The sequence below is a fragment of the Micromonospora sp. NPDC049903 genome, assembly GCF_044460945.1.
Lineage (GTDB): Bacteria > Actinomycetota > Actinomycetes > Mycobacteriales > Micromonosporaceae > Micromonospora.
The window spans coordinates 1-25043 of the sequence record NZ_JBITKL010000014.1 but is presented as its reverse complement, the minus strand read 5'-3'; the positions used below and the strand labels follow the sequence as shown (position 1 = coordinate 25043).

The window sequence follows — 25043 nt, the reverse complement described above, 5'->3', positions numbered from 1 at the left end:
TTGGCTAAGAAAAGCTATACAGGATCAAGAACGGCCCGGCCGAAGCCGGGCCGCGCGCACGCGCTGCAGGCCTACGGCCCCGCGCGCACGCCTGCGAAGCCTGACCGCTAGGGCATGTCCAGCGTCGCGCCAATCATCGATGATGGGGAATCTTCATGATCGGCTGACATCAACCATGACATCAACCGGAGCAGACGGCCTCGCGCGACAGCGCACAACGAAGCGACGCCGACACTTCCAGAAGTCGCAAATCAGGTTGACCGAATGGACGCTATCCAGGAACGACGTCGACATTATTCTGCGACAGGACCCTAAGGATCAGATCGAATTTGGAAATTGACCCGCCAGCAATATTCATTACTGCAGACAACGAAGACCGTGCCACAGAAATGTCACGCCAAATCAGCCGAACTGCGGCAACTTGTAGATAATTCTCAAGAGACTCGCCCAATTCAGTAAAACTCTGCCCGATATATCCTCCTGGGCCACGGAAAGCCTCGCCAATCGCACAGAAGAAGCTGGCGACGTCCTTGACTTCATCACCTCCCATCACGATCCCACGTGGGGGAACCATGTAATCCCTTTCAGAAGCAGACTCGGTATACCTAAGTCCGGCCACTTCCAGCCATGCCTCACGGTCTCCGACCCGAAGCGTGCGCCATTCACCATGCCGCGGACGGGAAACGCGGAACCTGTCCCACAACTGGCGGGCCCCTACATGCGGAGGCAGACCCGTTTGCGCCGTGACGACTAGATATTCCGGCACATCTCCGACGACTAGTTTGGCACCCCATAGCGCGTACCGGCCCATGGGCTGACCTTCGGCGTCCAAGACAAGGACCTCGATATCACCCCTAAGCGCCTCGATCGGCGCATCCAAGATCGGCCGCACGAGTCTAAAAGTGACTTGAGAGTTCTCGGCCTCAAGCAACGCACCAAAGTCGTCGTCGCTGTAGCACCCGACGAAAAACCCTTCCAAATCGCAGGCGAATACGAATGCGTCATGTTCCCCGAAACGGACAGAGTATTTCACGGACGACTATGCCCACCCTCCACTGGTAACACGCCGAATCAGCAGCCAGGAAAAACGGTGATCTTCGCATATTTGACTTTCGGGTCCGTGTAGCCATACTCCCCAAAGCGGTTCGGACCGACAATCCTGTATGTGTCACCTTTCCCGGTAACGACGGTTCTGCCCGGGTCTCAAGGAACGACCCGGGCGTGGCTCGAACCAGCGCCCTAACGTCCTCCACGGCGTGCGCGACCACTCCGTCGGAGAGGCCGACGAACAACATCGCGTCGAGTGTCGCGCGGTCGACGAAGTTCGGCCTCGCCGGCATGGCCGAACGCGCGCCGCCACGCGGCACGGTCAGCGCCGGCCCCGCACCGGACGGCGGTTGGACCGCCCACGCGACCCTGAAAGGCAGCCATTCGGGTCTTGGGCCGCCCTTGAGCGCCCGGACGTGGGAGCCGTCGATCACCGCCCGGGACATGTCCAGCTGCCCGGCGGCGCGGAGTCTGCCGAGCAGCACCTCGTGGAGTCTTGCCAGACACCGGCGTCATTCCAGTCTCGCAACCGGCGCAGCAGGTCATTCCTGAGCCGAACCCGAGCTCTTGGGGCAGCTACTCCCCAGGGAATCGCGGTGTAGGGGACGAACAGGATCCCGCACAGCACCTTGCAATCGTCGAGGGGGCTTGCGGCCCGGGGACCGAGGACGCCGGGGCGGTCGGGGCGGCAGCAGCCGGTGCGATCTCGGCCCAGAGTTCGTCTGAGACGATCCACGGCGGCTGCTCACCCCTCCTTACGTTCAGACAGAACGACCCTCACGTCCCGAGGAGGCGCCCAACGTCATTTCGTTAGGACCTCTTTGGCCCGGCGCGTTATGCAAGGAGCTCACTCGACCTTTCGTGCGGCGTCACATCGTGAACATGGCCTGTCCGGGGTACTCGCCACCGACAGGTGGGATGAAGTAGTAGCCGCCGCCGTACGGCAGCAGGTACCGCTCCAGCGCCTCGCCGGCCAGCCGCTGCTGGATGGTGGCGAATCCCTTCTCCACGTCCCGCTGGTAGCAGACAAAGATCTGCCCTAGGTGTTCCCCCGCCGCGTCGTCACGGCGCCGGTACGACCAGCCACGGCGCAGGATCTGGTGCGCCAACGCGTCCGGGGTGCGCGGGTTCGCCCGGCGGATATGCGCGTTCAGTGCGATGGTGCGGCCGTCGGGGTCGGCAGCATAGTCCGGGTCGGCGGTCTCAGTGTCCTGCCCCAGCGGTGCCCCCGTGTCCTTGCGTCGACCGAAGACCTTTTCCTGCTCAGTTGTGGACTCCACGTCCCAGCTCGACATGGCCAGGCGGATCAGCCGCACCACCTGGTAAGTACCGCCTACGCACCAGGCCGGCTCGCCGTCGCCCGGCTTCACCCAGATGAGGTCGTCCATCAGTTGAGCGTCTGACGCCTCCGGGTTGCCGGCCCCCTCCCGAAAGCCGAACAGGTTTCGCACCCCGGGCCCCCGGTTACGCGGGTGAAAGCCATCCAGCCGCCAGCGAGGCCGCAGGCCTGGTAGCGACCGGCGCGACGCCCGTTTGGCGATAGTCGGGTCGGTGGCGGTGATCTGCACGAGCAGGTCACCGTGGCACCAGTCGAGATCGAGCACGTCGCTGGGGAACTCCGGCATGGCCGTCAGTAGTCGTGGCGGGCTCAGCCCGAACCGGTCGTCAAAGAGTGAGCCGCCGACCGCGACGGAAACGATGGCGTCGCGCACGGGCTGGCCCAGCGCACGCAGGGCCGCTGCGAGTCCGACACGATTCGTGGCGGTCACGTCGTATGCGGTCATGGTGCAGGCGGGCAGCGGCGGTGAGACGACACCGGCCGGGTGGACGACCGGGGCGGCGCGGTCGATGGCTGGTCGTCCGGTGCCGGGCGGCGTGGCCCGGTCGGCGTTGTTCGACGAGTCAGGCCGGCGGCAGCCAGCCGCCGCGCTGGCGGCGGTGCCTGCGGCGACCAGGCCGGTTAGGACTGCCCGACGGCGCATGCCACGGTGCGGGATGTGCGGCCGGTGCGGCTCCCGACCGTCGCCGTCAGGCATCGCCGGTCCGGCCGAACAGTTCCGGTCCGACGTACAGCAGCCGGTTCGGTGAGGTGTCGGTGTTCGCCAGTCGCAGCGTGTTCACGGTCGATGCGGCAATGACTCGCTGTGCCACCTGGGTCGGGGTCAGCGTCGGCTCCTCCGCCAGCAGTAGCGCCACGGCGCCGGCGACGTGCGGCGCAGCCATTGAGGTGCCGCGCTGGGAACTGGAGGCGCTGGCGGTGGCGTGGCTGGCTGAGCGGATGTTCTCGCCGGGGGCAAACAGGTCCAGGCAGGTGCCGTGGTTGGAACCCGGGTCGGTGCCGCCCCATCCGCGCGCCCGCTCGTCCGAGGAGTTGCTGGCACCGACCGTGATTGCGGACGGCTCGGAGGCGGGGCTGTAGTTGCACGCGTTCGCGTCCTTGTTGCCGGCGGCGATGACGTACGTGACACCGCTGGCGACCGAGGCGGAGACGGCCTGGTTCTGCAGGGTGGAGAAGCCACCGCCGAGGCTCATGTTCGCCACCGCCGGGTGCTGGGCGTTGGCGGTGACCCAGTCGACGCCCGCGATGACCTGGCTTTGCGTGCCGGGTCCGGCGCAGCTCAGCACGCGAACCGACACCAGCGACACGTTGCTCGCCAGCCCGTACGTCGCTCCGCCGACGGTGCCGGCCACGTGCGTGCCGTGCCCGTTCACGCTGCAGTCCTCTCCGTCCCAGCCATCCTGGATGGCGTCGAAGCCCACGCTGGCGCGACCGCCGAACTCACGGTGATCGGTACGGATCCCGGTATCCAAGACGTACGCGTGCACGCCGGCACCGGCCGAGTCTGGGTAGATGTACTCGTCGTTCAGCACCGATGTGCGCTGGTCGATTCGGTCGAGGCTCCAGATCGGGTACGGTCGGGTCTCCGCCGGGTAGACCAGCGTGTCGGCCTCGACCAGCGCCACCGACGGGTCGGCGGCCAGCCGGCGCGCCCTCTCCTCGGTGGTTCTCACCACGAATCCGTCCAGCGCCGCCTCGTACGTCCGCACCACGGTGCCGCCATACCGGCGCGCCACCGCGCCGGCCAGCGAGGCGGGCGACCGGCCAGCCTCCGGTCGCAGCGCTACGATGTACTGCCCTTCGACCACCTCGGCGCCGTGCGGAACGACGATGTGGCCGTCGGGCGGTGCCGCGGCCGCGCCGGATCCACCTGCCGCCAGCGGCGCGACGACCAGCATGGCCGCCGCGACCCGCCCGCACCAGCGCCACGAAGAATCCTTTGCCATACCCATTCCTCCCCCGTGTGTGGCCGGCTCAGCCGCCGGCGATGTCGGCGTATATCGCGTCGTACCGGTCGGTGTCCATCGTCAGCAGTCCGTCGCTTCCGACGGTGAACGCGCCCTGCCGATAGCAGCGGACGAAAAAGTCCACCAGCCGTTCGGTATCCGCAAACTCAATCTCGGTCGGTTCACCAATCAGCACGCCGGCGATGCCGGGCCGCTCGTTCCCGGACCACACCGCCGCGTAGAGGTCACCACTCGGTCCGCCGAGCAGCGGCATCCACCGCGTACCAAGCACCGGATCGTCCTCATACGCTGGCCGAAGGGCAGCGGCCTCAGCCGCCGACAGCGGCCGGTAGCCGGGCACCAGGTTCACGGTGTCCTGGATCTGCCCGGGCTCGGAGCGAACTCCGTTACACCAGCCGAACCAGGTGGCCACGTCCTCGGGCACGGGCGCACCGTACGCGCGCTCCACCTCCCGGCGGGAAATACCCGGCACGAGCAACGAGGCGACTGGACGACCTAGCTCACGGACGATCGTCACCAGTTCGTCGATACGGTCGATCAGCATGTGCGCTCCCGTTCGTCAATTGACGCGCACATAGTAACGATCACCATTGGCAACGCCGTTGTCTCGAAGGAACGGCCACAGCGAATCTCGGCCGTGCGAGGTGTTCTGTGTCCGGTCGATGAGACGCAGCTGCGCTCCGGCTCCCCCCTCGCGGGTCGACGCGAACGGGTACTCCTCCCAGGACAGGTTGCGGCCAAGCGAGTCCGGCCGCGGCTCGCCGGCCTGGGCAGCGTTGCGGTTCGCCCGGACGTTCGACCGGCCGGTCTGTCGGGTGACGATCGGGCTGTGCCCGTTGCGGATAGCGTTTTCGAAGTTGTCGGCCACATCCGGGTACCGATTTCGGTTGATCTCATGCACCGGCAGGACCTCGGTGTCTCCGTTGCATCCCACCGCGAAGATGCGCGGCGCGTTGGTGTTATGGACGAGGACCGGCTCGCCACCGACCACCACGTGGTACGTGTGCAGGTCGTCGACGGTGAGGTTGTGGACCCGCTGCACGTCGGTGCGGTGCTGGATCGCGGTGATCTGGACGTGGGTGCCGGCCCCGGTTTGGAGCAGGTCGCCCGTCCGCAGGTCCTTCGCCTCACGCCACTCACCCGGTTCGGGCATCCAAAATGGGTGGCCGTCGGTCGCGGTGAGCGTGCCGTCGGCGGCGCCGTCGCCGTCGGTGTCCACGGCGATGTCCACCAGGCGCTTGACGCCGTCCCCGGTGATCACACCGGTGACCGTGCGGGCCGCCGTTTGGCCGGTCTCGGGATCGCCGGCCAACACCCTGTCACCCAACCGCACGTCGGCGATCCGCTTGCGCGAACCGTCGGCCATCTACACCAACGTCTCCGGGGTGAAGCTGTTCGGTGTCGAACAGCTTCGCCCGCCGCCGGGACGCGCCGGCTTGGTGCCCAGTGGGTCGTTCAGCGCGGTCGGCCGGTTCAGGGCGTACGTGTACGGGTTGGACTCGCCCGATGTGATGCCGATCGGATCTTCGCTGATGAAACGCCGCAGAACCGGGCTGTAGTAGCGGGACCGGTAGTAGTAGAGCCCGGTGCCGTCGTCTTCGCGGCCGGTGTAGCGGTAGGGGTTGCCACCGTCGTCACCGGTAACACTGGTGGTGCCGAAGGGGTCGTACGCGTACTGCGCCCCCGCCCCGGCGTCGTCGACCAACGCCACGCTACTACCCACGCCGTCGGTGAGGAACCGCTTGGTCGTACCGCCCGACTCGCGCAGGTGCCAGCCGTCGAACCCGGCACCGGTCATCGTCGCCGTGACCGCCCCAGCCACCTTTTCCTGCACCGGGTTGGCCCCGTCGTACAGATAGTTCGTGGTAGCTGCGCCGATGGTGCGGGCGGTGCGGCGGCCGTCAGTGGCGTATCCGAAGGTGGCGGACAACCCCGGGCGGCTCAGTGAGGATAGTTCGCCACGCGGGCTCCACGTGTACGTGGTCTCGCCATCGGAGGTGAGGTTGCCGTCGGCGTCGTAGGTGACATCGACGTCGTCCAAGGTGTCGATCCGGTTGGCCGCGTCATAGGTCGCGGGCCCGAACGGCGCGGGTAGGACTGGACGAGAGTAGCTACCGGAGGTCCGGATCGGCAGGCCGGCAGCGTCGTAGTCGTACACCAGCTCGCCCAGCACGGTCGTTCCGGCCTGGTAGGTAATCGACTTCACTTGGCCCGCGTGGTTGTAGTTGTAGACCTGGTGCACGCCCTCGCCGGGCGCCCCTACCCGCTCCGGCCGGCCCACGGCGTCCCGGGTGATGGCGGTGACCTGCGTACCGTTGCGATGGATCTCGCTGAGGGCGCCGTTGGCGTCGTAAACATGCCGGGTGGCGCCGTCTGGCAGCGTCATGGTGCGGTCTCGCACGGTCGTGCCGTAGCTGTAGTTGACGGTGCCTTGCGGCGTTATCTCGCTACGTACCCGGTCGAAGTCGTCGTACTCGAGCGTGGTCGTGCCGGCCTGTGAGTCGGTGGTGCCGCGTAGCCGGTCGGCCAGGTCGAAGGTGTAGTCGACCGTGGTCCCGCCGACGCGAGTCTGCCCGGGGCGGTTCAGCTCGTCATAGTCGTGCTCGGTGACGATTTGCCGCCGGCTGGTGTGCCGGGTCAGGTTGCCGTTTCGGTCGTACCCAAAGGTCTCGGCCCTGCCGAGTGGGTCGGTGATCTTCTCGAGCAGATCCATCTCGTTGTAGTCGTAGACCGTCTCGCCGCCCCGCGGGTCGGTCACGATGTGGAGCATGCCGTTCGCGTTGTATTCGAAAACAGTCGTGTGTCCGAGCGGGTCGGTGACCGAACGCGCCTTGCCGTGGTGCGCCCAGGCGGTTTCGGTGGCGGCACCGCGGCCGTCGACCTCGTACACCGGTCGGCCAATCGCGTCGAAGCCGGCCCGCAGGCTCCGCCCATCTGGATCGGTGATGGTCACCGGGTCCGCGTCGGCGTACTCGTACGTCGTCTCGCGCTGCCCCGGATCGATTTCCTTGGTGATCAGTCCGGCTGCGTTGACCTCGTACGTGGTACGGCGGTTGGTCGCGTCGGTGACGCTCCTGGTGGCGCCGCGCCCGTCCAGCTCCACGCTCGTGCTGTTGCCGAACGTGTCAGTAAAGTTGGTCAGCTCACCGTGCGGGCCGTTTCGTTCAAACACCTCGGAGCGGGCCTGCGGCGTGCCGGCGAGGTACGTGATCTCCTGGACCTGACCCGCGTCGTCGTAGTCGTAGGTGGTGCGGCGGTCGAGGGCGTCCACCGTGGCTACGGGACGCACGCCACTGTCGTCGTACTCGGTCCGGACAGTTTGCGCCCTGCCGGTGCCGAAGGCGCGGGTGTCCGTGAGGACCGCACCGTGGGCGTTGAACGTGAACCGACGCACGTGGCCGCAGGGGTCGGTCATCCGCGTTTCGGTGATGGCGCCGCCAGCGGTGGTGTACTCGAACTCGGTCAGTCCGCCATCTGCGGCCCGCTGCGACTCGACCCGGCCCTGGTCGTCGTACTCGTTGACCATGAACTCGGTGCCGCGTGGGTCGCGGGCGGTCTTCATTCGGCCAGCCGTATCCCAGGTGTACTCGGTGACCCCGCCGTCTGGATTCGTCACCGTCTTCAGGTGGCCGGTTCCGTGGTACGTGTAGCTGACCCGGCGCCCGATGTTGTCCTCGATGGCGCTGATGCGCGGCGGGTTGGCAGAGTCGTAGCTGAACCGCACCCAGCGGCCGCTCGGGGAGGTGATTTGGGTGATGGCGCCGTTCTGCCGGACTTTGCCGTCGGTACCCGGACCGGCCGTGGCCCGGGTGATGGTGGTGGTGTTGCCATACTTGTCGCGGATCGCCTGGACGGGTGCCTCGTCGCCGAGGACGATCACGGTGCCGTCCCGGAGCGTGACGTCCCAGCCGTCGCCGTTCCAGGCCACGGTAGACCCGTCGTACTTTGTGGAAGTCGGTGCGGCCCGGAAGACAGCACCGGCGTAGTCGGTGCCCGGCGTTGTCCTCGTGTAGTGAATCTTCGAGCCGTCCGGCTGGATCAGGTCGAACGTCTGAAAGTCGAAGTTGCCGATGCTACCGGGTGACCACGGGAAGATACCGTAGTTGAAGTTCATTCCCATGCCGAAGACTCGGGCGTCCTGGTCGCCCTGCTGGTACGTCCGTTTGATCTCGATTGGCAGGATGTCGTCGATGACCAGGTCGACGCTTTCGTCGACGAGCAGGCCTGTGGCCGGGTCCACCGGATCCGCGACCCGCACGCCGTTGGCCACCGGGGCGCGCGGCGGGGGATTCATCCCCGGCACAGCAGTCATCGCACCGGTCAGACGGTAAAACCTGACGTCCTTGTCGGGCACAATCCGCTTGCCGTCTCGGGAGACCGTGCCGTGTCCGTAGATGTGCCAGCCGCGGCCGTCCGGGTCGTAGTTCCAGAACTGGGTCCGGGTGCCCGGAGCTTCCTTGGTGTAGTTCGGGTAGACGATCGTGGCACCCTCGGGGAACAGCACCCCGCCGCCGGGTTGGACGCTGAAGTAGACCGGTACCTTCGTCGGCGGAAGCGGGAATGGTGGCCGGTCGATGGGCACGGGGGTGAGACTCAACTCCCGGACAACGTTGCCGTCCGCGTCGCGGATCACCGTGCCGGCCGGGATGCGCACCTCCAAGCCGGGGATCGCCTTCGTGGTGAGCACGACCTCCGTCGTGGTTGGGCTGGGCACCTGGACCGTGTCGGCAGGGTCGATCTCCGGCAGGTAGATCGTGTGCGGCAGGACGAGCACCTGGCCGCGCTCGACCTCAACACCGATGTCGAACACGCCGTACTCGCCCTCCGCGGTGCGGCCGTCCACGCGCAGCGACAGATGGCCTCCGGGCACGTCGGCCAGGGCGAAGCGTCCCTTAGCGTCGGTGACGGCGCGCTTGCCGGCCGCGCTGACGGTGACCTTTGCCAGCGGCTGACCCCGGGTGTCGAGCACCTTGCCGACCACGCCGGTCATCCCGACCGGGAACTGCAATGCGCGATCACGGTGCGGCGGAGTCCACTCCCCGATGACCCAATCGCCGCCGTCGAGGTGTCGGGCGTCCGGCTTCCAGCCGGTGGCGACCTGACAGGCGCTGGCCGCAGGCTTTGGCTTCGGCGCCGCGTCCGCCTGCCCGGGCGCTGGCGCCGACGGAACGAGTGCGGTCGCCGGCTCCGTGTCGCATACCGGGGTGACCGGTCGCGGCTCGGTGAGCGCCTTCCTGTCAGCAGTCCTGGGCACCAACGGCGTCGTGCGGTTCTTCAGGCCCAGCTCGATGGTGCCGGTGGCGCCCGTGCCCGGGTCGAGGACCAGCGTGTGCACGCCCGTGGCGGTCAGCGTGGGCAACTGTTCCCGGAACCGGACCGGCCACCAGTGGTTGGCCAGCACCCGCCCGTCCGGGCCGACGAGGGTGTAGTAGAAGGCGCCGCCGCCCTCGAGTCCGAGCGCGACGATGTTCATGTCGATTCGGTCACCGGCGTTGGCGGTGAACGTCAGCCGTGCATTCTGCGCCGGCCGCGCGATGGTAATCGTCTTGTTCGCGCCGTCCACGGTGAAGTCGCCTGCGTCGGTTTCGGTCGACAGAAAGAGCGTGAGATCACCGGTCTCCCGGTTGAACGTGGTGATCTCGATACGGTGCTCACCGGAGACCGTCAGCGCCGGCAAGTCCAGACCGAACCGGGTGTCGATGTTGGCGCTGGTGAGCAGCGAGTTGTCCGGCCGGTAAACCCGAACCGTGAGGTTCGCCATGGGGGTTCGGGTTCCGAGGCTCAGCCGCTGACCAACCTGCCCGGCAAACCGGCCCACCACCCTCTGCCCGGGCAGCTCCACCGGACCAACCCTTTGGGTCGAGAACTCTCGACAGAAGTTGCCGTAACTAACAGCGTTGGATGCTCGTTAGAGGTACCCGCGAAAGCGGGCATGGCCAGCAAACCCCGGCGGGCCACGCTGTACAGCTACGCCATCGGCAGACCGCCGGGAGAGCGTGAGTGGTCAGGCCGACCAGGTTGTTCCCCGCCCACGCGTGGGTGATCCCCCGCCGACGGCCCCTTGTGAGATGGCAGGCGCACGGCGTGGTGCCTTCGCATCACGTTCCGGGCGATTCTCGGCTGGGGCCGGACAGTGCCTCAGACACCCGCCTTCGAGTGGCGTGACTCGCGGCGTTCGGCCAGGTCGACGGCTCAGGCCGCGTCTTACTGGGTCGCGGTAGGTACGAGCGCGCGGATGATCGTTCTGCCTCTGGTCGTGATGGATCGGGCTGTCGGCGACGACACCGGCGACACGGCCTTGGTTGAGTGACGCTCGCCGTCCCGCATTGATTGAGTCGTGGCGTCGTCGCCGGCCTCCGCCGGGTCGATCGCCTCGGCCGTCGATATCTGCCAGGTATCGACGGCCAAAGACTGGAAGGCGTGGGCATATGGCACTGGTCGCCGGACGGCGCGTCCGGATGGACCGTGCGGCCGCTCGTCGTCCGGGAGGATTCGGGGACATCTCTGGCTTCTGCTCCGCTTACGTTGCAGGAGAAGTGCCGGGATCTGCCCGAGGTACGCAGATCAATCAGTCTGCCGTCGCCCCCGTTGTGCCGTGACAGGCGTAGGTGTGCCCGGCTCACTTCCTGACCCGATGGCTGCCGCTGTACGTAGTTGCGCCCTCACGTGATGACGTCATTCATGTTTGACTATGGCGTATGCGATCGGGGCAGGTACGGCTGGCGATCGATTGTGGGAGCGCCAGCACGACGGGTGTGGTGGCGTGGCCGGACGGGTCGTGGTCGCCGCTGGTGTTCGACGGCGAGCCAGGACTACCGAGTGCGGTGCTGGTCGCCGATGACGGGTCGGTTGTGACGGGGCAGCAAGCGTGGCGGGCGGCGGTGGCGCAGCCGCAGAGGTTCGTTCCTGTCCCCCGTCGCCCTGCGGATGAGCAAGTCAGCGTGGCCGGTAGGGAGATAGCGCTGGCGGATCTGGTGGCGGTCACGCTGCGGCGTGCCGCTGACGAGGCACGACGGCTCGCCGGCGCTGCGGTGGAGGATGTGCGGTTGGTGGTGCCGGCGGGGTGGGGGCCGCGGCGTCGTACCTGGCTGCGTCACGTCGCGCATCGGGCAGGGTTGCCGCAGCCCCGGTTGGTGGAGGCGCCGGTGGCGGTGGCCTCGCACCTGCTCGCCGGAGGTGTGCCTCTGCCGGTGGGTTCGGTCATCGTGGTGTGTGACCTGGGCGGCGGCGCCGAGGTGAGCGTGGTCCGCCGTACTGCGGTCGGCTTCGAGATCCTCTCCACCCTCGCCGACCCGGATGCCGGTGGTGACGCCATCGACGCGGCGATGACCGCCGCCCTCTCCCCCGTCCCGGTCGCTGCGGGGACCGGTGAGGAGGTGGCGTTGACGGCGAGTGTCCGGACGGCGAAGCATGCCCTGTTCGCGCATGCGGCGGTGACGGTTGCGGTGCCGTCCGGTCCGGCGGTGGTGGTCAACGACCTGGTGTTGACGCAGGCGGCACGTCCGGTCCTGGAACGGGCGGCCGGTTTGGTCCGTGATGCGGTGGACGCGGCGGAGGTCGGCCCGGCGACGGTGGCGGGGTTGTGGTGTGCGGGTGGGACGGCGCAGATGCGACTGGTGGCGGAGGTGCTGGCCACCGACACAGGTCTCACGCCGCTGTTGGTGCGGGATCCTCCCCTCGCGGCCGCGCAGGGGGCGGCAGACGCCGGCGCGCGTAGTCCGGGCCAGGGCCCGGAGGTGGTGGTGGAGCCGTTGCCGTCGGTGGGGCGGGCGGCGGCGGTGGCGGTGTCGGGGTTCGCGTCGTTGGCGTTGGTGTCGCACATGTTGTTCACCCCGGTGTGGAACAGCGCGGCGATGGGGAAGTGGGCGACGTTGAACTGGGGCGAGCTGGCGATGGCGTCCGTCTTCGCGATGCTCGCCTGTCTCGGTGTGGGCACGGTTCTGGGTGCGGCGTTGGCGTCGCGTACCGACACCGGGTTGCCGTTGTCGCCGGGGGCGCAGGTCGCCACCGGCATCCTCACCGCCTCCTGGCTCGGTGTCGCCGTGGCGTGTATGTACGCGGTGGTGGGCAGCCAGTACATCGGCATGGAGCTGGGTCCGTTCCTGCGCTGGTCGGTGGTGCCGATCGTGCCGATCGTGGTGGTGGCGGCGGTACTCGCGCTGATCGCCGTACGTCAGTGGCGTACGCCGGTGGGTGGGTGGTCTCAGTTCCTGGCGTTCCCGGTGTCGTCGGTGGTGACGGCGACGATGGGGATGCTGGTGCTGCAGTGGTCGGTGACGGCGGAGCGGTGGCCGCACATGTTGGTGTGGATCGACTTCGGCGGCCGGTTCGGTGGTCTGCTCATCGGGGTCGGGGTGGTCACGGCGTTGGTGTCGCGGCTGGTCCTGCGGCTGGTCCTCGGCGCGCCGGTGGCGATCCTGATCGCGGCGCTGGCGGGTCCGGGCACGACGGGGATCTTGGCGGTCATCTACGCGGTCGCGGTCGGGGTGTGGTGGCTGGGTCGTCTGTGGACCCGCATCATCCACCCCGCTCCGGTGGCGGTCGCCCGGTGACGAGGGTGTCCCCGCCACCGTCGCCGTGCTGGGACGCGGTCCGGTAGGAGGTGGGTGACGATGCGTTGGCCGCGGCAGGTCGTGTCGCTCGTCGTGCTCGTGGTGGTGCTGGCCGGTCCGCCGCTGCTGCTCGTCATGGTGGTGGGGTGGCCGTCGCCGGGCGGTGGGGTGCGGCTGGTGGTGTGGCAGTGGATCCGTGACCCGCTGACCGGCCAGAACCTGATGCTGATGGCGGTCGTGCTGGCGTGGCTGCTGTGGGCGTTCGTCGCCTACATCATCACCGTCCGCGTCGCGGTGCGGATGTGGGCGGGCGTGCGGTGGCTGCGTCGCCTGCCGTTACCCACTCCGTGGCAGGCCACCGCGACCGGGATCGCCGGCGCCGCCGCGCTCACCATCCCCACCCCCGCCACACCAGCTGTCGGCGTCGACGCGGTGCCACCGACGGGAAGCACAGGTCTTCCCACGCCGGTGGAGGGTGAGCGGGCCGGGCTTGATGGCGGTGTCGCTGTGGCCGGTGGGTGGCTGCCCCGCGAGGTCGCCGACCAGGTGACGGTCGCGGTCGGGCTGATGTGGCTACGCCGCCGCCGCGGCTACCGCCCCCACTCACGCCCCGCCGACAACGACGGGGCGGATCTGACGCCTCTGCCGGCCACCGTGGCGGCCATCACCGCCGCCACCGCCGACCGCCCTGTATCCGTACCGGCGGCGGTGCTGCCGGTGGGGTTGCCGCCTACGGGAGTGGGGTTGGTCGGACCAGGCGCATTCGACGCCGCGCGGGGCCTGCTGGTCAGCGTCCTCCTCACCGCGATGCGACAACCGGACGCGCAGGTGGTGATCACCCGCCGCGCGGGCGAAATGTTGCTCGGGCCCGCGGCCGAGCGGCTACGGCCCGGGTCGGGACTGACGATCGTCGACACCGTCGCGCACTCCACCACCCTGCTGGCCCCGTCGAAGCCGGCGACAGGAGCGCGGGGATCGGGTGGGCGGCTGCCGGCGGTGCTGATCCTCGATGCTCCCCCTACCGACACGCTCGTCACCGGCGCGGCCACGCCTGTCGTGCTCGGGTCGTGGCCGGACGCGCCGGCATGGCACATCGACGCCGACGGCCGCACCTCCGACGCCACGGCGGCACACCGGATGTGTGTGCTCGACGAGGTGGCCGCAGCGGATCTGCTCACCGTCACCGGCCACCTCAACCCACCAACCCCAGACACCTCCACCACACCGGCAACGCGAATACCCCGCCAGGCCCGCCCACGACGCGGCAACCCGCCGCCGGGTATGCGGTTACGCGTGCTGGGCGAACCGGAGCTGCTCATCGACGGCTCCCGAGTGGTCCTGCGACGGTCCGCGGCGTGGCAGGCACTGGTCTTCCTCGCCGTGCACGCCGACGGAGCCGACAGCCACCTCATGGCCGAAGCGCTCTGGCCCGGCCTACCCGCACACCGGCTCACCGGACGCCTCTACACCACCCTCAGCGAACTCCGCACCACCGCCCGCACCGCCACCGGCGTGACAGTTCTCGACCGCACCGGCGACCGCTACCGCCTCCACCCCCACCACGTCGACGTCGACCTGTGGCACCTGCACACCACCGCCGACCACGCGTCGGCCGCCCTCACCGGCACCACCACGGCCTGGCAGGCGGTCATCACCGCCTACACCGGCGACCTCGCCACCGGACACACATGGCCCTGGCTCGAACCCCACCGAGAGGCCGCCCGACGCAGAGTGCTCGACGCCTACGCCGCTCTCGCCGATACCGCACCCGACCCCCGCACGGCGCTCGCCCATCTACAGGCCGGCATCCGTGTCGACCCATACAACGCCGACCTACACCAACGAGCCGTGGACATCCTCAGCCACCTGGGCGAGCATGCGGCTGCCGCCGATCTGTCCGACCGCTACATGCGCCGACTCACCACCGCCGACCTCACACCCGACCTTCCACTCAGCACCACGCCGGACAAACACGCCTGACCTGGCCCAGCGCAGCTTCGCCCACGTAGCGCATACCCGATAAGTAGACGTCGATCCAACACGGCGACAGACTCGACGACGGCCGAGCCCAGGCCGGTCGACGGGCCTGTGGATCTAAGGGTGTTTCCGGCCTGACCTGCCGGGCCACCCGACATCGGTTGCAGAAGACCCAATGATCACTTCACGTAATGACAGCACTGCCCCATGTAGCGTCCGGATCTGCCGATGAGCGGATGTCCGACGCCCCTGCCGCGGCAGTGATCACACCTGTGGGCAGGACACTCATACTGGGGCGTATGGCCCGGGATGCTTCGTCGGTTGACGCTGTTTTGCGCTTCGCCGCTTCCCTGCACGAGATACGTGGTCGGCTACTCGCCGACTTGTCCCCCGTCGCAGACATCGCGGATCTTCTGGCAGCGGTCCGGTCGCGCCGGGAGTTGCCCCAGGAGGGCTTTACCCGTAGCGGCATCGGGTACACCGTCCACGGCGCGGGGTGCCGGATGATCAGTTCCGATGGCAGGGAGGTCGACGTCGATCTGGTCACCGATCCGCTGCTCGGGCGCGAGGTTGAAGCATTCGATGCCTGGCGAGTTCGCTGGTTCCTCAACGAAGCCGCCGACTACGGCTACAGCATTGAGGACCTCGTCGGGGCCTGCACCCAACTTGTTCGAGAGGGTTACCTACGCGAGGTGGTTGAAGGCCGCTGGTTCGCGCTGCCTGACGCTCCGCCAGCATGAGTCACCCACACGTAGCAATCCACCGCCGTCCGTCTTGAAGCATCGTACCTCGCAGGTATCCGGATCTAGCCGCAGACCGTGCGCCAGGTCGGTGTCCGCTCGTGGCCGAGAACAGTGCAAAGTCGCGGCTACGGACGTCCGGGACCTAGCGCAGTGAATGCTTCCGTGATGAGGCGCAGGTCGCTTGGTGAAAGCTCGCTCCCGAGGCTGCGGTATGCGTGCGATCCGAGACAGACCAGTACGCCGTCGGCGGTAGCCCACTGACACGCTGGAGTCCAGTATCGGCGGCTGTTGAGCAACTCGGCTCCCACCTGACGCGCATGGGAGCCGGCGCCGAGTGAGGTCAGGGCCGCCGTCACCATGTCAATGGCTGTGCTCGGGCGGTTGCTGTCTGCGCAGACTGGCAGCAGTAAGAGCAGCCGCTCAGCCCCGGTGTTAACCTGGTCTGGGTGGTGCGCAGCGGCAACAAGCTCTGGCCAAGCAAGCGCGGGCCCTCGAAAGTGCCCTTCCATGGCCGCGAGCGGGATTGAGTCGCCGCCGTTACCTGGATCCAAAACGTAGTCGACGCCGCCCTCGCCGGGGAAGTTCCGCATGATGACGTGCAGGCGGCCGCGTCCAGCAAGCGCCAGAGAGAACACCGGCCACCTGTGCGGGTCGACGAGAGTGTCGATGAATTCGTCCAGGTCAGCTAGGTCGACGCCGAACGCGTTCGGCGCCGACGCGGATCCGCCCACGGTGTAGAGGAAAGCCGGCCAGAACAGAACATCTGCCATCACCTGAGAACCATCGATCAACGGTGACCGCAGGAATGGCGGCTCATACCCGTCCAGGTAACCAGAGATGATCACGTCGCCATCATTGCAGAAGATCATCGGCGAATCCGGCCGCCGCCCCACACGCCGCTGCGGCTATCCAAGGTGAGTGCACGCTTCTGCCGCAGATGGGGCGCTGCGTTAGATGATTCGACGCGCAGACGTGCCGAAAGCAGTGCGATGGCACAGCTACCTGGAGGACGAGCCGGAGAGCCACCACGGTTCGCCGATCGGCGCTACCTCCGGCTGTCCCGACGCGACGAGTGACCGTCGGTCAGTCGTCGCTATGAGTAGTGTGCCGTCGTCCGCGACATGGGCCTCTGCGATCGTGGCGCCGTTGAGGGTGAGCGCAGCGGTGAGCCAGGTGGCCTCGTCGTCAGCGGTGCCCCGAACACGGGAACCGGCCTCGATACACCAATCGGTGTCCAGGTAGAGGCGGCTCTCTTGCGGCGGCGTCGATCGATTGTCACAGAAGCCGAGATATGGCCACGCCTGGCGGAAGCCAACCTCCACAACGAAGCAGCCTACGAGTTGGTCAGGAGCCACGACTACATAGTGCCCGCCGATGGGAGGTCTGCGTACCCGGACTTCGCAGGCCACTCTCCACGAGATCATGTGCGCGCTTCCGCCGCATTCCGCGCGTCGGCCGACTGCGTGACGGAGGCTGAGCGTGAGCATCGGCGCGCGGAGGCGGTAAGCCCATGGCCAGCGACACACGTTGGCTCTCGGGCGGCGAACTATGCCCGTGGGCGTGCTTCTGACTCAGTAGCGGCGCCCGTCCGCCTGGCCGCGATCACTTCACTATCCTCTCAGCCGAACTACCACACGACTCGGCCGCCCAATGCGGCGTTCCGACGCTGACCTGCTGGTGTGAGGTCGTGTCAGGTGGTGTGAGGTGCTGTCAGCAGCGGAACTTCGCTCACGATCCCGTCTCGCTCCTACGGTCTGTGCCATCACCACTACGGCCGCCAATGAGGCGTCCGGGAAGGAGGTGGCGGGGTGAGAGCACGGTTCTCGGTGGCGGTTGTGACGGCGGTCGTGGTCGCGGCAGCGCCGTTGGTGGTACTGCATCTTGTAGCTGGACCGGTTGTCTCGGTGCCGCCTGTCGGGCAGGTGCAGGCGTGGCTGCACCAGCCGCTGACCTCCGGGTTCCTCACGATGGTTTTGCAGGCCGCCGCGTGGGTGCTGTGGGCATTGCTCAGCGCCTTCGTCACGCACCGGGCGCGTCGGCATCTCGCGGCTCGGGTGCGGTGGCGGTTCGCGGTGCGTCTGCCCGGTCCGGTGCAGGGGCTTGCCGCGGCGGTGCTGGGTGCCAGCGCCGTCACGTCTGCTGCCCTGCCCGTCGCCGCACACGCCGCCCCAGTCACCGACACGTACCCCGACGCAGCGCCGACTGAGGGCACCACCGAGGCGCAGCAAGACAAAGGCAGAGCGGTGTCGGTCGCGACGCGGGCGGTCACGGCCACTGCGGCGCAGTCCGATCGAGCCTCGACTGACGGCGACCTCGCGTCGGACGGAACGGCCAGCCTCACCGGCGCCACCACCGATGGCTTCCGCGCAGCCGATGCCTCGCGGACGGCGTGGCCTGCTGCCACCCGCTGGAGCGGGGCGTCCGAGCAGGGCGACATCTGTGTGGTGCGGCGCGGGGACACGCTGTCGGCGATCGCCGAGCAGCGGCTGGGTGACGCCGACCGTTGGCCTGAGATCTGGGCGCTCAACCGCGGCAGGCACTTCGCCATCGTCGGCGGTACGTTCACCAACCCGCACCTGATCCACCCCGGCTGGACCCTGGCCCTACCGCAAGACGCGGTCCCCCCAACCACTCCCCAACCTTCCAAATCCGACGTTGACTCGCCCGCCCCGGGTCCGTCCGAGCCGGGCGAACCCACCGCCGTGCCAAGCCCACCAGCCGACACACCAGGCGACGGCGCCGTGGACTCCGGCTCCACGGCCCCGTCCCCGCCAGCCCCGTCCGTCTCGGAACCGCCCGCCATCAGCCCGTCGTCGCCTGGCAGCCGTTCAGGCCCGACGGGCGAGGGCATCACGGTGGGGAACGGGAGCTGGGTGGACCTTGGCCTCGCCGCCGCGATCACGGCAGCCGCCGCCCTGGTCTGGGCCCTGCGGCGCCGCCGCTACCGGCCACAGCTGCCCGGCCAGCAGCGGCGAGGCGATGGCGACCTCGCGCCGCTGCCCGCCGTCGTCACCCACATTCGACGTGGCCTACGTCGGCGGCATACCGCAGACGACGTCGACATCCTCGGCACCGACTCCCCCAGCGCCGATCTGACGGACGACCGGTCCATCTCCTCGGGGGGCGTCGACCGTCCAGCGTCAGCCGGCACAGTCGGTGAGTCGATCCGCGAGGAGGATCTCGCTGGCGGGCGGGGGCCGGTGGTGCCCGGGCGGGACAACGCGGTGGCGGCGGCATGGCCACCGGCTGGCCTCGGCCTGACCGGCCCCGGGGCACCAGCGGCCGTTCGAGGGTTCCTGACCGCCGCCCTCGCCACCACCGCCGTCCATGGGCGCGGCACGGTGGTCATCTGTGCGACGACCGCCGCCGCCCTCCTGGAGACCTCGGTGCTGCCGGAGAGTCCCCGTTTGACCGTCACCGACGGACTCGCCGCCGCTTTGGACCTCTGCGAGACGCAGGCGCTGCACCGCACCCGGCTGCTCTACCAGCACGAGGTCGACACCGTCGCCGACCTCCCCGACGCCGGCCACGAGGAACCGGTGCCGCCGGTGCTGCTCATCGCCGACGCGGCGGCCCGCCACGAACGTGCCCGCGTCGCCGCGCTCCTGGCCCAAGGGAACCGCCTCGACATCCACGGCGTCCTGCTCGGCCGTTGGCCCGAGGGCGACACCCTCGTCGTCGACACCGACGGCACCACCACCGCCGACGGCACCAGCCGTCACGCCACCGGCCCCGCGGATCTCGGCCGGCTCACCGTGCTCACCCCCACCGAGACGGTCGACCTGGTCACCACCCTCGCCGAGACGCACACGGGACAACCCCCGTCGACCCGGTCGGTCGACCTCCCCGCCGCTCCGAAACCGCCACCCGGCCCGCGCGCCGACGGCACCGCAGAAGCTGTGCCCGACGACGGCCACGCCTGCACCGTCGCAGCGGGCAGCGCCTACTCGGCACCAGAAGGTGCCGAGTTCCCCAGCGGCCGGCAGGCAGTAGCGCCGTCGGGACACAGCTATCAACCCGACACGACGCAGTCCGGCGGCCTCGTGGCGGTGCGCACGCTCGGCACCGCCCGCATCGTCGAGATGGACACCACGATCCCCCTGCGCGCCAAGGCCCTCGAACTGCTCGTCTACCTCGTGGTCCACGACGGCGACGCCACCCAGGACGCCATCCTCGACGACCTGCTGCCCGACGCCCCACGATCGAAGGCACCGCATCGCCTGCACACCTACGTGTCGGCCCTGCGCAAGACCCTGACCCGCACCGGCGGACCCGGTAGCTACCTCATTCATCCCGCCCGCCGCTACGCCCTCGCCCGCGACCTGATGGATGTCGACCTGTGGCGCATGCGCGACGCCCTGCGCGTCGCGCACCGCGCCACCGCCCCCGACACCCGGCTCGCCGCGCTGCGCACCGCGGTCGACGCCTACGGCGGTGCTCTCGCCGACGGATTCGACTACGAATGGATCGAGGTCCACCGCGAGGAGATCCGCCGCCAAGCCCTCGACGCCCACCTCGCCCTCGCCGCCGCCACCGGCGATCCGGCGGAAGCCGTCACCGTGCTGCAGGCCGCGATCCGCCACGCCCCCTACGCCGAACCCGTCTACCAACAGGCGATGCGCGCCCACGCCGCGCTGGGGCACCTCGACGAGGTCCGTGCCCTGCGCGAGACCCTCATCCACCGGCTCGACGACATCGACGCCACCCCCAGCAAGGACACCCTCGACCTCGCCGACCAGCTCACCACCGACCCAGCAACCGGCCCCGGACACGCTCGACCACGCGACGCCGGGCGGCATTCATGACGCGGCACTCCGAGACGGCATCCGACGCCACCCACGGCACCTCCAACCAGACCGCCGCAGGCAACGGCGCCAGCGCCTACACCGCCCCCTCCGGCAGTAGCGGGGACACGACCGCGACGACGGCGGCCTCAGTGGGCGGTGGCACCGCACCGAAGTTCGGCGGTCGGCCCGCGTCGTCGAGACGTCACAGCACCGGCGCGATGTCCCGCGACGCGCTCGACGCCGATCTGGCCACCGCCGTACGCCGCACCGCCCGCATGCGGCAGGCCTTCTACGTCCTGGTACTCCTCGTCGCCCTCGTCGGACAGGTCACCGGCAGCGTCCACACCCTCGACATCCCGATCCTCGTCGCGATTCCCGCCGTCGCCGCCCTCGAACTCGGCGGCGTGGTTGTCATGGCCAACGCCGACGTCCGACGTCGCCTCGGCGAACGCGCCCTGGCATCCCGGATCCTGTCCGCCGTCATCGCCGCTGCAGCCGTCACCTTCAACTGGATCGTCCACCCCGACCATCTCCTCGGTGGCTTCTACGCCGCCATGTCCGCCCTCGGCTACCTCGTCTGGCTCATGCACGCAGGCAACCAACGCCGCGACCGCCTCCGCGCCACCGGAGACCTCCCACCCACCCCACCCGCCTACGAGCTGATCGGCCACTGGCTCCGCCACCCCGCCATCACCATCCGCGCCCGCTCGATCGCCAAAGCCGACGGCCTCGACCTATACGAATCCCTGGAAGCAGCCCGCGTCGCGATCTCGCGAGAACGCCGCCAGCACGCGATCGCCACCGTGCTCCATCGCAAGATCCGCACGGCCGTAGACCCGAGCACCGCCGACATCGCTGTGCACGTCTACGACCTCGACGAGATCGCGCAGCAACTCACGGCCACCGCCGACTACCACGGTCTGACGACACTCATCTCCACAGACCTCGCACCAGAGCGGCTGCTGACGGCGCACCACGAGGTCCGCCGTCGTCGTCGCTGGCTGCGACGAGAAGTCACCCGTCCGGCGCCCCAGGTATCCGAGCCAAATGGCCCGCTATCACAGCAGGCCATCGCTCCTCGTACGCTAGAGACGACGGGTACTGCCCGTCGGACGCCGTATAAGACCTGGCGTCCCGCACCGATCGCACAGCGGACAGCACACCTGCAGGCCCCGCCACATCACCTCGCGATAGCCCTGACGATACGGACCTGACCACCAGGAACGACCGGACCGACGGCACCTGCGATGACGTCGGGGACGACAGCGACGGCGACGAGACAGTGCCGACGGGCACCTCTGAGGCGGTGGCCTACTGGCTACGCAAAGAGCCGAACATCGATCTTGAGCTGCTCGCCGCACGAATCGGCAGGTCACTGCGTTCGGTCTACCGGCACCTGCCCCCGAATCATTCTCGTCGGCCGGGGACAGCGAGCAAGCGAGAACGTCGGTGACGCGGTGGACGACGTGCGGCGTTCCGGGCGCGGTTGGGCAGCGCGAGCAGCGGCCCCCTTGGCCGACTCCCGGCGAGGTACCCGGGAGCCGGCACTCTCGCTCCGCCGCGCCCGGTGATGGTGGGGTTGCCCCTAATTGAGGGCGAGCGTCACCCGCCGGTGCGAACAGGCGGGGTCGGCGACCGCGGCGGTCAGGTCTGGGCGTTACAGGTGTGCGATCAGCGGCTGCGCTCGCGGCTCGAAGTCATACCCGCTGTTCCAGGGAAACCGGCCCTTCTTGTCGGGCCACACCAGTTGCTGAAGGCGGATCTGGTCGTGCCCATAGCGGGCGATTGCCGTCCCGGGATGCAGGTCGTCGGTAGGTGGCCCGTCGATGATGATCGCGTCGTAGCCGACGATGAGGTCACTGATCCGTTGGCCGTGGGTGAAACGTTCGGCCTTGTAGTAGACACGCTGAGCCAGGTCGTTGAGCAGGGTGTGCGCGACCTCGGGTGGTAGAGGCGCAGTGATCAGATCGGGATGGCCGTGGGCGGTGAGCCCGACGGGGTAAGCGAACGGGGCGGTGGTCTCGAAATCGCCGTCGCCGGGCAAGATGTGCGTAACGGTCCAGCCGGTGGTTTCGAGGATGTGCTCCTGGCGTTCGGCGAAGTCAAACCCGTCGGCCAGAAGGGCTTCGTCTTCCTTCCCAAAAGATGGCCGGTCGAACGGACCTTCGTCTGGCTCACCGCTCACCGCCGCCTAGCCCGTGACTACGAACGCGACCCCGCCACCTCCGGAGCCATGATCCGCTGGGCCGTAATCAACATCATGACCCCACGCCTGGCCCGAGGCCAACCAGCTGCCCGCCCAACAACGCCGCACTTACTACCACCAACCGACGTCATAGCCCTTCTCGAGTACCCACTAACAAATCAGGCACTACCGAGAACTGTTCATGCCTTTTCGAGTACGATCAGGCGATACTCCAGCCAGCGTCGCGACAACCCGTATTGCAAGGCTGATCCGCCAATCATGTTCGCCCAGAACGGAATCTCGACAAGACGGTTTTGAACCCGTGGCACCACGGACGTGGCACCTACAATCACATTGATCGCGCGGTCACGGGGACGGCCGAGGCGCAAGTAAGAGGTGAGATCCAAGTCCTCCACGATGCGCATGCCAGCGCTCTTGGACATGGCAGCCAGTTCGGCCACGGTGTGCAAGCTGCCTATACGCCAACCGGCGCGGAACTGATCCAGACAACGATCCCGAGCGGCAAGCCCGCGATCTTTGTCGGTCATCCAGTCATCGCACAGGATAATGCGACCTCCAGGGCGCAGCCGGTCCACGAGAGACGGGATTAAGTTCTCCAGAGAGGGTGAGTGCACGACCGCCTCGACGGCGACCATTGCGTCATAGTGCGGCTCTGCGGGTAGCTCGGCAAAGTCGGCGCAGATCACTTGGCAGCGATCGGTGAGTCCTTCGCGAGCGAACCGTTTCGCGGCAATCTCGGATTGCACTCGGCTGATCGTTACGCCAGATACCAGCCCGTCGATCTGCTGGGCGAGGCGAACCATGGTCGCACCGACGCCGCACCCAAGGTCGAGCAATCTTGCGTTTTCAGCAGGCACGTGTCCGCGCAGGCGCTCGATAATTAGGCGGTTGACGGTATCCGCCGCCTCCGCCACACCCGCGACATCGGGCATCCATACCCCGCGGTGAATAGCGTCGCTGCCCGGGCTCTCGGCAACCCGCAGAAAGCGTCGGGTGTTGTCGTCGTAGTAATCGGCAACGCGAACAACATGCCCAGCCGCAGCACCCTTGGGTGTTGAACTCATTGAAGCACGCTATCACGGTGGCGGAACGACTCGGACGTGCCGCCATCGCCAGCGGGACAGCGTTCCCGCTGGCGATACCCCCTTGTGGGCGCATGCTCAGTGCACATGCAGGGGTGTCGGCCTAGTTGAGCTTCTCTACCGGAAATGGCGGCGGCAGTGCCGGCCTGCAGCAGCGAGCATGCTGGCTGGGCAGGCGAGCTGCTCTTGCTACACCGCCGCTTCCGTCTGCATCGGCAACTCTGCCAGCGAGCCCGTGATCATCTTCAAGGCATCTACTGACACCTATTGCATGAAGGCGGGTCGTCTGACAAGCTCGCTGCCAAGCGATCACTCGGGGCGACCGAGTGACTACGGGGAGGAGTGGCTGTGCGTAACAGGGCAATGAGGGCAGTGATCTCGGCGACGATGACTGCGGCGTTGGCGGTTGCCGTTAGCCCGGCCGTCGCGCATGCTGAGGCCGACGACAGGGCTCCGATACCGATCTCGGTGGTCCTGTCCCAGTCGAAGTCACTCGCCGCAACTCCGTATGCGGTGAGGAACAGAAATTCCTCCAAGTTCCTGCAGGCCGACAGTCTCGCCAACAACGCCGTCGTCCGTCAGCAGAACGGTAGCGCCAACGCGCTCCAGGGCTGGTTCCCCGTGAACGACGCCGGCTTCGTTACCCTTCAGAATTACGGCGTAGTGCGGAATCTAGGAACCGCGGGTGCTAGTACCGCCTCCAACACGTCCGCAGTCATCGTCAACCCCTCCTCCAGCTTCGACCAAGACTGGCTCGTAACTTCAATTGATAGCACGTTCTTCTACTTGAAAAACCGCAAGAATACCTCGATGTGTCTTGGAGTCGACGGTGCCAGCACCGCCGCCGGCGCGAGGGCAGCCGTCTACACCTGCGCCAACGCAATCAACCAGACGTGGTCTTTCACCAACTATCCGTAAATGACGCTCGTCTGGTCCGGTCGAACAGGCTCGCTCTGTTCGGCCGGGCCGTGCGTCAAGTATCCACCTCGGTGCGATAGCGCCCTTCCCGGCGGTCGAGTAGCTCCCACCAATTGTCGAGATTGGTGTCGGCGCAGTCGGGACATCGTCCAGCGCAAGGCCGGCATCATTCACGATCCGCTCGGTGCCCACACGCACGCGGTGTGGTCTTCGTCAACCGCCACGGCCTTGACCAGGGAAGACCCACTCGGGTGACGGTGATCAGTTTTGCGTTCCGAACGAGTCACTAGCGGTCCTCCCGCCCGGAGTTCTCGTTCGACGCTCTTCTAGTACTCCAACGTCACTTGGCTTCGGCGTTGGGCGTGGCGTGGGCATGAAGACGGCCACCGCGTTGATCATCGATGGTTTGTGAGGACAATCGAAGA

Annotated in this window: 16 protein-coding genes and 2 pseudogenes; 7 read left to right on the top strand and 11 right to left on the bottom strand. The window is 67.9% G+C overall.

Annotated elements, in window-relative coordinates; genetic code table 11:
- Nucleotides 1–271 precede the first annotated feature (271 nt).
- The 7 genes and pseudogenes from ACIBO1_RS20760 to ACIBO1_RS20730 all read right to left on the bottom strand — a co-directional run bounded on the left by ACIBO1_RS20760 (nucleotide 272) and on the right by ACIBO1_RS20730 (nucleotide 10195).
- Nucleotides 272–1033, bottom strand: a complete 762-nt coding sequence (locus ACIBO1_RS20760) for a hypothetical protein (RefSeq protein ID WP_396748887.1) — start codon at nucleotides 1031–1033, stop codon at nucleotides 272–274.
- Between the two features lie 400 nt (nucleotides 1034–1433).
- Nucleotides 1434–1779 (bottom strand): annotated as a pseudogene (locus ACIBO1_RS20755) (transposase); the annotation flags it as partial.
- Between the two features lie 137 nt (nucleotides 1780–1916).
- Entirely contained in the window at nucleotides 1917–2831 is a 915-nt protein-coding gene (locus tag ACIBO1_RS20750) for a Dyp-type peroxidase (RefSeq protein ID WP_396748885.1), read from the bottom strand.
- Nucleotides 2832–3075: 244 nt separating this feature from the next.
- Nucleotides 3076–4332, bottom strand: coding sequence for a S8 family serine peptidase (locus tag ACIBO1_RS20745; protein ID WP_396748882.1), 1257 nt, complete (start codon nucleotides 4330–4332; stop codon nucleotides 3076–3078).
- A 28-nt stretch (nucleotides 4333–4360) separates the two neighbouring features.
- The gene (locus ACIBO1_RS20740; protein ID WP_396748879.1) at nucleotides 4361–4897 is read right to left on the bottom strand and encodes a hypothetical protein; all 537 of its coding nucleotides are present in this window, start codon (nucleotides 4895–4897) and stop codon (nucleotides 4361–4363) included.
- 15 nt (nucleotides 4898–4912) lie between these two features.
- Nucleotides 4913–5719, bottom strand: coding sequence for a polymorphic toxin-type HINT domain-containing protein (locus tag ACIBO1_RS20735; RefSeq protein ID WP_396748877.1), 807 nt, complete (start codon nucleotides 5717–5719; stop codon nucleotides 4913–4915).
- Nucleotides 5720–10195, bottom strand: a complete 4476-nt coding sequence (locus tag ACIBO1_RS20730) for an RHS repeat-associated core domain-containing protein (RefSeq protein ID WP_396748875.1) — start codon at nucleotides 10193–10195, stop codon at nucleotides 5720–5722.
- Nucleotides 10196–11294: 1099 nt separating this feature from the next.
- On the opposite strand from ACIBO1_RS20730, the gene ACIBO1_RS20725 reads away from it, so the two are divergent.
- From ACIBO1_RS20725 to ACIBO1_RS20715, 3 genes are all read left to right on the top strand, one after another.
- Nucleotides 11295–12905 (top strand): Hsp70 family protein, encoded by a 1611-nt coding sequence (locus ACIBO1_RS20725; RefSeq protein ID WP_396748873.1) that lies wholly within the window; start codon nucleotides 11295–11297, stop codon nucleotides 12903–12905.
- A gap of 60 nt (nucleotides 12906–12965) precedes the next feature.
- Nucleotides 12966–14885 carry a hypothetical protein gene (locus ACIBO1_RS20720; RefSeq protein ID WP_396748871.1) on the top strand — a complete coding sequence of 640 codons (1920 nt, stop codon included), beginning with the start codon at nucleotides 12966–12968 and terminating at the stop codon, nucleotides 14883–14885.
- A gap of 296 nt (nucleotides 14886–15181) precedes the next feature.
- The gene (locus ACIBO1_RS20715) at nucleotides 15182–15622 is read left to right on the top strand and encodes a DUF6896 domain-containing protein (RefSeq protein ID WP_176093556.1); all 441 of its coding nucleotides are present in this window, start codon (nucleotides 15182–15184) and stop codon (nucleotides 15620–15622) included.
- Between the two features lie 128 nt (nucleotides 15623–15750).
- Here the strand turns inward: ACIBO1_RS20715 and ACIBO1_RS20710 are convergent, their stop codons facing one another.
- Both ACIBO1_RS20710 and ACIBO1_RS20705 read right to left on the bottom strand, forming a co-directional pair.
- Entirely contained in the window at nucleotides 15751–16494 is a 744-nt protein-coding gene (locus tag ACIBO1_RS20710; protein ID WP_396748868.1) for a hypothetical protein, read from the bottom strand.
- A 129-nt stretch (nucleotides 16495–16623) separates the two neighbouring features.
- A complete protein-coding gene (locus ACIBO1_RS20705; protein ID WP_396748865.1) occupies nucleotides 16624–16980 on the bottom strand; it encodes a hypothetical protein in 357 nt (118 codons plus the stop codon).
- 1518 nt (nucleotides 16981–18498) lie between these two features.
- On the opposite strand from ACIBO1_RS20705, the gene ACIBO1_RS20700 reads away from it, so the two are divergent.
- Both ACIBO1_RS20700 and ACIBO1_RS20695 read left to right on the top strand, forming a co-directional pair.
- Complete coding sequence (locus ACIBO1_RS20700) at nucleotides 18499–20430, top strand: BTAD domain-containing putative transcriptional regulator (RefSeq protein ID WP_396748861.1); 1932 nt, start codon at nucleotides 18499–18501, stop codon at nucleotides 20428–20430.
- 200 nt (nucleotides 20431–20630) lie between these two features.
- Nucleotides 20631–21626, top strand: coding sequence for a hypothetical protein (locus ACIBO1_RS20695; protein WP_396748858.1), 996 nt, complete (start codon nucleotides 20631–20633; stop codon nucleotides 21624–21626).
- A 443-nt stretch (nucleotides 21627–22069) separates the two neighbouring features.
- Here ACIBO1_RS20695 and ACIBO1_RS20690 read toward each other — a convergent pair whose 3' ends face one another.
- Nucleotides 22070–22597, bottom strand: coding sequence for a DUF4262 domain-containing protein (locus tag ACIBO1_RS20690; protein ID WP_396748855.1), 528 nt, complete (start codon nucleotides 22595–22597; stop codon nucleotides 22070–22072).
- On the opposite strand from ACIBO1_RS20690, the pseudogene ACIBO1_RS20685 reads away from it, so the two are divergent.
- Nucleotides 22517–22723, top strand: a pseudogene (locus ACIBO1_RS20685) (IS5/IS1182 family transposase); the annotation flags it as partial. The gene ACIBO1_RS20690 and the pseudogene ACIBO1_RS20685 sit on opposite strands and share 81 nt — an antisense overlap.
- Nucleotides 22724–22797: 74 nt before the next feature.
- On the opposite strand, the gene ACIBO1_RS20680 reads toward ACIBO1_RS20685, so the two are convergent.
- Nucleotides 22798–23682, bottom strand: coding sequence for an SAM-dependent methyltransferase (locus ACIBO1_RS20680; protein WP_396748853.1), 885 nt, complete (start codon nucleotides 23680–23682; stop codon nucleotides 22798–22800).
- A gap of 366 nt (nucleotides 23683–24048) precedes the next feature.
- Between ACIBO1_RS20680 and ACIBO1_RS20675 the strand changes: the two genes are divergently transcribed.
- Nucleotides 24049–24618, top strand: coding sequence for an RICIN domain-containing protein (locus ACIBO1_RS20675; protein ID WP_396748851.1), 570 nt, complete (start codon nucleotides 24049–24051; stop codon nucleotides 24616–24618).
- Nucleotides 24619–25043: the final 425 nt, after the last annotated feature.